Here is a 9,444-nt window from a genome sequence, read left to right on the forward strand (position 1 = left end):
ACATCATCTGACAGTGCCATCGAGTTCTCCTACCGCCAAGGCTATCAATTACACTCTGAAGCGTTGGCCAGCCTTAAGCCGCTATCTGGATGATGGCAATCTACCGATATGCAACAATTGGGTAGAGAATCAGGTGCGTCCCTGGGCGTTGGGACGCAAGAACTGGCTGTTTGCAGGTTCGCTGCGCAGTGGTCAGCGAGCGGCAAACATCATGACTTTAATCCAGTCAGCAAAGCTGAATGGGTTGGATCCGTATGCCTATCTCAGTGATGTGCTGAAAAGGTTACCGACACACAAAGCGACCCAAATAGAAGAATTACTGCCACATCGCTGGAAATCCAACTCAAATTAAAAAAATAGGCATGGGGTTCAGCGGACGCTTACCCATAAACTAACAATTAGCTCATTATTTGAGCTAATTGAGGATACTGACCAGTTCGGATTTTTAAGATCAGCATCAAATTTTTTAAACTCAGAAACGATACCCACAATAATACTCATATTCAAATTTATCCTTATTTAAGATATGCTGATCGTCATAAATTACAAGTATTTAAGGTTAATAAATGTCTGATACTCCGACTGTTTGGGGTGTACACATGGGCGTACATGTTGGAACTGAGCCAGTTGAAAAAAATTACATTGGAATTGGCTGGTCAGAGTTAGGTGATTTAAGTCAGATTGATGCTGATAGGGAAGCCTTTAAATTTGCTTTGCAAGCAAAGCAACCTGATTCTTCAATGCCTTCTATCCGAACTCAGGTAGCCACAATTTACAGATTTATGCATGTGGTAAAAACAGGAGATTATGTGGTATACCCATGCAAATCGGATAGATTGGTCTATATTGGTATTATTAGTGGAGATTATGAGAGAGCTAATTCTGAAGACGAAGATGCTTATTTAAATCGTCGTCCTGTAACGTGGCTAACACCTTATGGAGTCCCACGTAACAATTTTTCTCAAGTAGCGTTATATGAAATTGGTGCTTACATTACATTGTTTGAAATTAAGAAAACAGCAGGTGATTTTTTAAATGCTGTAGGTATTGAATACCAAGCTACAATAAATAAAGACCCAATAGTTGAGTTACAAGAGCAAGAATTAGAACAAGAAGAAATACCCGATGATGAAACAGTAACTAAAGTAATTAATGAAACAGCAAAATATTCAACTGAAGATTTTATTATTCGTAGATTACATCAACATTTAAACGGTTATCAGTTTGAAGAGTTTGTCGCTCATTTGCTTGAATGCATGGGGTATGTTGCTAGGGTTACTCAGAGGTCGGGCGATGGCGGTGTTGATGTTATTGCTCACAAGGATACACTTGGCTTCGAACCCCCTATTATTAAGGTTCAATGTAAAAAAACTTTAACATCTAATGGCTTACCTGAAATAAATCAACTCTTAGGTACTCTTGAAGATGGCGAATATGCTTTATTTGTTAATCTTGGAAGTTATAGTAATCAAGCAAAGAGTAAAGCTACGAATAAATCACGGTTAAGACTTATTGATGGTAAAGAGATTGTAGAGTTAATTTATCGTTATTATGAAGATTTTAAACGAGACTGTAAATAAAAAAATTTGCTAGAGGTGCACTATGAAAAATATTGCTTATCATTCTTTTATATGCAGTCTATACTTTTTACTACATGGATGTTCAAATTCACAACCACAACAGCCTTTGCAGCATCAATCAAATAAAACCATTGCAAAATCAACAACGATACCCACTCAAAAAAATCCTCAACAGACTTTAGCCTCTTTTGACAAAATCTCTTGTGATGACATTCAAAATCCACAGTTTCAGCAAGCAGTTTTAAATGCCATTAATGAAATTCGAAATCACTCCCAACAATGTGGAAAAATTGCCTACTCGGCAACTCATTCATTAAAATGGAATAATCAATTACAGATGAGCTCAACTGCGCATGCACAGGATATTTCACAACGTCAGATTTTAAGTCATGTCGGGCGTGGAGGTGAAAATCTTAGATTCCGTATTAAAAAAACAGGGTATAAAGGCGGTGGGGGTGAAAATCTAGCAACAGGTCAAACCAACCTTAAACAAGTTCTTGAAAATTGGCTGGCATTAAGCCCAGGACATTGCGATAACTTAATGAAACCGCAATTTAAAGATTATGCGATCGCATGTAGCCGAAATCCTACAACCCATCGAACATACTGGGTGCAACACTTTGGTAGCGGGAAAAACTAAAACCGAGTACAAGATCTTTATTTGATCGGGTAAAAACTGAAATTAACACTTATAAAATCTGCTTTATAAATTAAAAATCCCTCTTTTTAAAAGAAGGATTTTTAGTAGATTGATGACGTTTATTCGACTTAACGCTCGGTTAAGGCATTGTTTTTCGCTTTTAAAATTGGTTTAAGTAAATAAGAAAGAATTGTTTTCTTACCTGTCATAATATCCAATTGAACCGTCATCCCTGGAATCACAGACAATCCTTTACCGAAAGTTGGTTTGTCTGTCACTGCACGGACGATATAAAACATATTGCCTTTTTCATCGGTAAATGTGTCTGGGCTAATATGTTTTACTTTCGCATTCATTCCGCCATAGATTGAAAAATCATAGGCCGTAAATTTAATCACCGCAGGCAAATCTGGTCGTACAAAAGCAATATCTTTCGGAGACACTTTTGCTTCAACAATCAATTGTCCATCTAAAGGTACGATTTCCGCGACTTGATCACTCGGTTTCACCACCCCACCGATGGTATTAAAGAAAATTTTCTGCACGATACCATTGGTCGGTGAACGAATATCTGTGGTTTTTACTCGATCTGCCACGCCTGAAATACTTTGTCTTAAACTCACTAGCTGCGCCTGTGCTTCTGCCAACTCATTACGCCACTGGTTTTTTAAACTCACCGCTGCTTCTGAAGTACGAGATTGTGCTTCACCTATAGATGCTTGTGTTGCACGTAAATTTGCAGCAGCTTGTTTGCGCTCTCCATCCGCATTAGACACATCTCGCTCTAAACGCAGAATATCCATATCAGATACCGCACCTGTTTTAAGTAGAGGACGGGTGGTTTCTAACTCGCGTACAGCAAGTTGATAAGCGCGCTCTGCCTGAGATAAGGCTGCTTGAGCTCGCTGTGATTCACCTTGTCTGGTCGAGACTGCACCTTGATTGGTCATCGTCCGCTGACTTAATTCACGCATGCTTTCTGAGTAAAACTGCCCTTCTTGTGCCAAAATTTGTGCTGCTTCACTCGGGCTTACCCCATCTGGAATATCGCCTGAGGTATAGCCCGAACCATTTACCTGTGCAGTCAAGCGACGAACTTTCGTTTGTAAAGCAAAGATTTTTGCATTCACTTCATTCAAGTTTGAAACAAAACGCGTTGGGTCAATACGAATCAATAGGTCGCCTTTTTTTACATGCTCACCTTCTTGCACATAAACCTTTTCTACTACCCCACCATCAACAGACTGAATCACTTGCATTTGCTGGGATGGAATAACTTTACCTTCACCACGAGTAATTTCATCAACCTGTGCAAAAGCTGCCCACAGCAAAAATATACAGCAAATTGCTACAACAATATAAAGAATCAAACGTGCTTGCATAGGCTTTTGCGACTGTGTGACCTCTTGAACTTGACTTTGCCAATCATCTGCTGCCGCAGGTTGATACTTTTTAAATAACATCAATCTGGAAAAAATAGACTGACTGACTTGTTCAGAGTTCTCAATACTTTTTCCTACTTGCTCAAAGAGTTTTTCGCGTTGGGTTTTTTTCTGTGGTTGCGTCATGATGCTGCTCCACTGTGATGACTTTGCTGAGGAAACATCGTACTCATCACCGTTTTTTTATCACCATCGGCAATGATTTTTCCATCTTCCACAATAATAATACGATCAACCAAAGCCAATAACGAAGGCTTATGCGTCACCAAAATTAAAGTATGCTGAGCAGTCATATATTGTTGCAACTGCCGTATTACATGATGCTCTAATGGTGTATCCATTGCACTTGTCGGTTCATCAAAAATTAGAATTTTTGCATCTTGAGCAATAGCACGTGCTACAGCAATAGCTTGACGCTGCCCTCCTGATAGCTTGCTACCCCCCTCACCAATTTGAAAAGATAAACCATCTTCATGCGCTTTTAAAATATGTGCCAATCCCGACACGATAAGACTTTTTTCGACAGCACTTCGACTCGCATGCGGATTACCCAATACAATATTTGATAATACTGTGCCATTTAACAGTTCAATATCTTGCGGGATATAGCCTATCTGGCTTCGCAATTCGGCTGGGTCAATCTGCGCGATATTAGTTTGGTCAATAAATATTGAACCTTCTGTTGGACGATAGAGCGCCAATAATAATTTTTCAATTGAGCTTTTACCCGAACCAACCTTACCTAATATCGCAACTTTTTCTCCTGCTCGAATGGAAAAAGAAACATCATTCAATGCAGATTTTGCTTCCTCCGAATAGCGTAAACTTACATTTTTAAACTCAATTTGTCCTTGTAAGTGTGGATGACTAAGCCAGCCTTTTAGATTGTCACGCTCCTGTTCTGATTGTACTGTTTGATCCAGCATTTTTAATGCACTAGAAGCCTGATAATAAGAGGTTAATAACCCCGCAACTTGTGAAATAGGTGCTAATGATCGTGTTGCCAACAGATAACAAGCGATGAGCGCGCCTTGCGAAAGCTTACCATCTACAATGAGATACACCCCAACCAAAATGATCACTACACCTGTGATTTGCTGTACCCATCCTGCAAAACTACCAACAGTGCCACCCAAAAAACGTAACTTCGAAGAATAATGTACATTAAAGCGCGTGGCTTTTTCCCACAGGGCTTGCATACGTCCTGTCGCATTAAAGCTTTTTATTGTTTCTTCATTATTTAAGGTTTCAATCAATAAGCCTTGTCGCTGTTGAGATGCTTCCGACATTGCCTCCGACAACTGCTTCAAACGAATATGCACAGAGAGCGCATAAAGTAAAATAACCACTGCACCAATGAGTAAAGGTATGACAAAAATCCAAGATAAAAAGCAAATAACCGCTAAGAAAAGAATAAAAAATGGCAAATCAATCATTGCAACTACAGTCATTGAGCTACTAAAAGCACGAATGGACTCATAAGATTGAATGTTTGATGCCATCATTCCTACCGACAAATTATCTTGTCCCATACGGCGACCAAGTACTTTTTCCATAATATATGCCGACAATTTATTATCGGCACGTACTGCAGCCAAATCGACAAAATAACTACGGATTAGCTTAAGTGCCAAGTCGGCAGTAATCACCAAAGTAATACCAAGCGCCAAAACCCATAATGTATCTAAAGCATGATTCGGTACGACACGATCGTAGACATTCATCACAAAAAACGGTGAACATAAAGCAAAAATATTGACAAATAATGCAGCCAATAAAATGTCTTTATACATCGAACGATGCTGACGAATAACCCCCCAGAACCAATGCTGCGTACTCGACTGCATCTTAAGCTGATTATCCGCAATAAATTGTCGCTGCTGTAAGTAAATAACAGTGCCTAGGTACTTTTCTTGCAATTGTGATAACGCTACCTCTGTCACCGTATCATTCATTTCTGGGAAGTACACGGTTGCAATTTCGCGCTCGTTATCAATACGGTACAACACACATGCAGTCTGATCTTTGAGTAATAAAATCACTGGAAATACGAAGTGGTTGAGCTGCTGTAAACGCTGTTGCAATACATTGCTGTATAAACTTACTCGCTCGGCAGCTCGCTCCACAAACTGCGGAATCAAGCGGCCATTAGGTAATGGCAAACCAGACAACAAGCCCTCTTGGGTTATGCTTATGTCATGATCTTTGGCAATCCTTATCAAGCATAATGCCAAAGGATCGAATATCTGTGTACTCACGTGTTCACCACATCTTGATAAAAGGCTATTGGTCAATGCAAACAAACTTTCTCTGTCAAAAAATAGGGCGCAATGTTGCACCCTGATCTTTATCTCTATAGCTCAAACAGCTTATTGTGCGGTTGTACTTGCTGTACCACACACATTTTCAGCCAAAATTTCACGCTGACTCACTTCTGATACAGCAGGTAAATTATCACGTTGAATACCGAGCGCAGGCAATAATTGACCCATGCTATACAGTGTTTGGAATTGTGCAACTTTCAAATCATATTGCGTAGTTACATAAGCACGATTGGCTTGGAATGCTTCATTTTCCGAGTCTAAAACATCAAGTAATGTACGACGACCAATATCAAACTGATCGTTATATGCTTTTACAACTGAAGCAGATTCATCACGATGACGTTGTAACCATTCTAACTGGCTGCTGTAGTTATTCACATTGTTATAAGCCACCGTTGATGTTTGGCGAATATCAACACAGGCTTTGTTTTTCAAGTCCTGAGCAGTATAAATTCTAGCATTTGCCGCATTTACTGCTGAACGGTCAGCAAAACCATTAAACAGATTATAATTCAATCGAAGTTCTACTGCACTATCCTGACCATACTTGTCATTGCCAGGATTGGTACGCTCATCAAAACTGTTACGGTTTTGGTATAGTCCTGTACGCGCTACAAATGAAAGTTTAGGGTACATGTTTGACTTAAACTCTTCTGCATTGGTACGCGCGTATTCCATTTCGCTTAATGCTGCTTTCAAACTATTATTGTTTTGATATGCAGTCATTACAGCATCTTGTGAGCTATTAGGCAAAGAAGTATTTAAATTAACAGGTTCAAGATTTGTACTTGGTTCGACCCCAACAATACGGGCAAAACGTGCTGATACATCATTTAAATTCGCTTGTTCCGTCATTAAATTGGTTTGTGCCAAAGATAAACGACCTGAGATTTGTGCTAAATCCGCACCATTGCCCACACCCTGCTTGGTCTTTTGCTGAATTTGGTTATAAACACGTTGATGGTTATTAAAGTTGGTTTCTGCCAATTTAACCAGATCACGGTAACGTTGAACATCCAAATAAGCTTGAGCTGCTTCAAAAGCTTTTTGTTCCACACCAGCATTTAACTCATAATAGCGCTTTAACGCTGCATAATCACCTTGCTCAACTTTATTTTTAATACGAAAGCCGTCAAATAATACTTGGGTCAATGCAATTTCTGCTTGTCCCTGATTAAACCAACCACGACCATCAAAGTCACGATCGCCTTTACCATAAGCTGCATTTAAATCAATTGATGGTAAATAACCTGCTCGCGCCTGTTTTTGGTTCGCAGTGGCTTCAAGAAAGTTTGACCATTGCACCTGAACCTCTGGATTATTTTCAATCGCAGTTTTAGTCACAGATGTTAAGTCTGCTGCTGATGTACTCAATGCTACACTTGCTACCGCTACCATGCTTGCAATTTTTGTTAATGCTAATACTTTCACAGGTTTCCCCTTGTTTTAAAGTTTCTTAAATGTTTAACGATGTTGCCATCATATTAATAAATAAATTTGGGATAGAGGGCGAAGTGACTACGCCCTCTATGCTAGGTTTAAGTCTGGAAGTTGGTTTTGTTGATCATATCATTCAAATCCGTGAAAGTTTGACCAGTAACTAGAATATTGACACTTTGAGTATCTGCCGCATTATGTATATCAATTGTGTTACCACTCACTGATACAAACTGACTTAAGGTATTAATATTGCCATTCCATCCCAAAGCATCCAATAAAGCCTTAGCATCAATTTTATCGCCCTGTGCCTTACTAAAATCTGTAATAGTATCCGTCAAACCATCTGAATCGCCTTGTATCCAAACGAAAGTATCCGCACCTAAACCACCTGTTAAAGTATCAGTGCCTGGACCACCAATCAAAATATCATCACCAGCACCACCATTGAGAATATCGGTTCCAGCACCACCATTTAAATAGTCATATCCATCATCACCATTTAAAGTGTCATTACCGACCCCTCCATATAAATAGTCATGACCCACCCCTCCGTTTAAGGTGTCATTGCCAGCACCACCATAAATCATGTCGTTACCAGCACCACCACTTATCCTATCATTACCAGCATATCCACGAATCAAATCATTGCTCGTTGTACCGTTTAATGTTTGAGCAGACTCTGAACCAGTAGTAACAGTGTTCGTTGTCTGGCTAATATCAACCGTAAAGGTCTGAGGAGCAGTTGTTTTGCTATCACCATTGGATGGTTCTGTGGCAGTAGCTGTCGCTGTCAATGACAAAGTACCCGTATAGTTCTGAGGCGGTAAAATATACAGATATTTCAACTCAGCTCCCGTAAAGCTCCAGCTTCCACCACCATTATCTACGCCTGCACTAAAACTGAAACCTGCTGGTAATCCCCCAATGGTGACCGTTAGATTTTCACTACCACTGGTATCCGTTAGATTGGCTGCCAAGTTTAATTTTATCGGTGAACCATAGGTACCACCTGCTGCCGTGAAAGTTGCACTTGATAAGGCAAAAGATGAGTCCTTGGCCCTATCACCACCATTTAAAATCAACCATTGGAAAGTATAAATACCTGTTTGAGTCGCAACAAGACTATAAGAACCCGTACCAGTAGTATTAGGGAATTTCATCTCAGTTGCATCAACTAAAATGGTCTGTTTGGTTCCATCTGGTGCAGTTACGATTAAAGCCGCTATATCGTTAAAGCCTTGCTGTACTTCGCTTGCAATATTTTCTCCATTAGTAAAGGTATAGTTCCAAGTGACCGTATCACCAGTGGTCATATTGTGTTGTACTTCGTTGATTTTTCCATCGATAATATCTACAAACCCAGGATCATTCACATTTGGACCAACAGGGTCAAAACGATTATCTAAATAACCAGATGTTACACCTAACTCCAGCTCAAGATTGGCTTGGCTTACACCTTTACCAGAATCTTGAACTCCTAGATTGACTGCAACATCAGACGAACCTGTTGAGATAATCGTTGCACCCTGTTGAAGTACATATGCATTCGCAACAGATAATAAAGGCATATCTGCAACAGCCGAAACAGTAAGTGTCAAGGTTGATGTGCTAGTCGCCGTACCATCAGATACAGTATAAGTTACTAATGGTACAGTACCTTTATAATCCAGTGCTGGTGTAAAAGTATAACTGCCATTGCCATTAATAATTAGACTGCCTACACCCGTAATCGTCGCGGTTTGACCTGCGTTAAATGTACCTGCCACACCTGCAACTGTGAATTGTGTAATAGTCAGCGCACTACCCTCAACATCACTGTCATTTGACAATAAACCATTCGTCGGATTGACTGTTAAAGTCGTGTCTTCCGCTGTGGTATTGGTATCAGCAGCTGCAACTGGCGCTTCATTGACATCCCGCTCGTTCAGGGTCACGTTGATGTTGCTGCTGTTGGTGCCATCAGTTGCTGTCACCACCAGGTTGTGGGTGTTCACCAGGGCCTCGAAGTCATTGGCCGC

The 9,444-nt window shown here is 40.1% G+C and carries 7 protein-coding genes; 3 read left to right on the forward strand and 4 right to left on the reverse strand.

Going from position 1 to position 9,444, the window contains the following annotated elements; translation table 11 throughout:
* From AC07E5_RS10425 to AC07E5_RS10435, 3 genes are all read left to right on the forward strand, one after another.
* On the forward strand, positions 1-352 hold a 352-nt coding region (locus AC07E5_RS10425), incomplete at its 5' end, for an IS66 family transposase (protein ID WP_498625408.1).
* Positions 353-599: 247 nt separating this feature from the next.
* Entirely contained in the window at positions 600-1,580 is a 981-nt protein-coding gene (locus tag AC07E5_RS10430; protein ID WP_498625409.1) for a restriction endonuclease, read from the forward strand.
* A 22-nt stretch (positions 1,581-1,602) separates the two neighbouring features.
* On the forward strand, positions 1,603-2,220 hold the full coding sequence (locus tag AC07E5_RS10435; protein ID WP_078390486.1) for a CAP domain-containing protein: 618 nt from the start codon (positions 1,603-1,605) through the stop codon (positions 2,218-2,220).
* A gap of 128 nt (positions 2,221-2,348) precedes the next feature.
* Here AC07E5_RS10435 and AC07E5_RS10440 read toward each other — a convergent pair whose 3' ends face one another.
* The 4 genes from AC07E5_RS10440 to AC07E5_RS10455 all read right to left on the reverse strand — a co-directional run bounded on the left by AC07E5_RS10440 (position 2,349) and on the right by AC07E5_RS10455 (position 9,420).
* Positions 2,349-3,788: an HlyD family type I secretion periplasmic adaptor subunit gene (locus AC07E5_RS10440; RefSeq protein WP_179995534.1), complete on the reverse strand. Its 1,440-nt coding sequence runs from the start codon at positions 3,786-3,788 to the stop codon at positions 2,349-2,351.
* A complete protein-coding gene (locus AC07E5_RS10445) occupies positions 3,785-5,920 on the reverse strand; it encodes a type I secretion system permease/ATPase (RefSeq protein ID WP_317098336.1) in 2,136 nt (711 codons plus the stop codon). Before AC07E5_RS10445 ends, AC07E5_RS10440 begins: the two co-directional genes overlap by 4 nt.
* A gap of 111 nt (positions 5,921-6,031) precedes the next feature.
* Positions 6,032-7,417, reverse strand: coding sequence for a TolC family outer membrane protein (locus AC07E5_RS10450; RefSeq protein ID WP_498625410.1), 1,386 nt, complete (start codon positions 7,415-7,417; stop codon positions 6,032-6,034).
* A gap of 107 nt (positions 7,418-7,524) precedes the next feature.
* Entirely contained in the window at positions 7,525-9,420 is a 1,896-nt protein-coding gene (locus tag AC07E5_RS10455; RefSeq protein ID WP_498625412.1) for a cadherin-like domain-containing protein, read from the reverse strand.
* Positions 9,421-9,444 lie beyond the last annotated feature (24 nt).

It is taken from the genome of Acinetobacter seohaensis, from assembly GCF_056431365.1.

Coding starts and splice junctions, on each gene's coding strand:
- AC07E5_RS10440 (WP_179995534.1), bottom strand. CDS start 3,788: ATGACGCAACCACAGAAAAAAACCCAACGCGAAAAACTCTTTGAGCAA.
- AC07E5_RS10430 (WP_498625409.1), top strand. CDS start 600: ATGGGCGTACATGTTGGAACTGAGCCAGTTGAAAAAAATTACATTGGA.
- AC07E5_RS10435 (WP_078390486.1), top strand. CDS start 1,603: ATGAAAAATATTGCTTATCATTCTTTTATATGCAGTCTATACTTTTTA.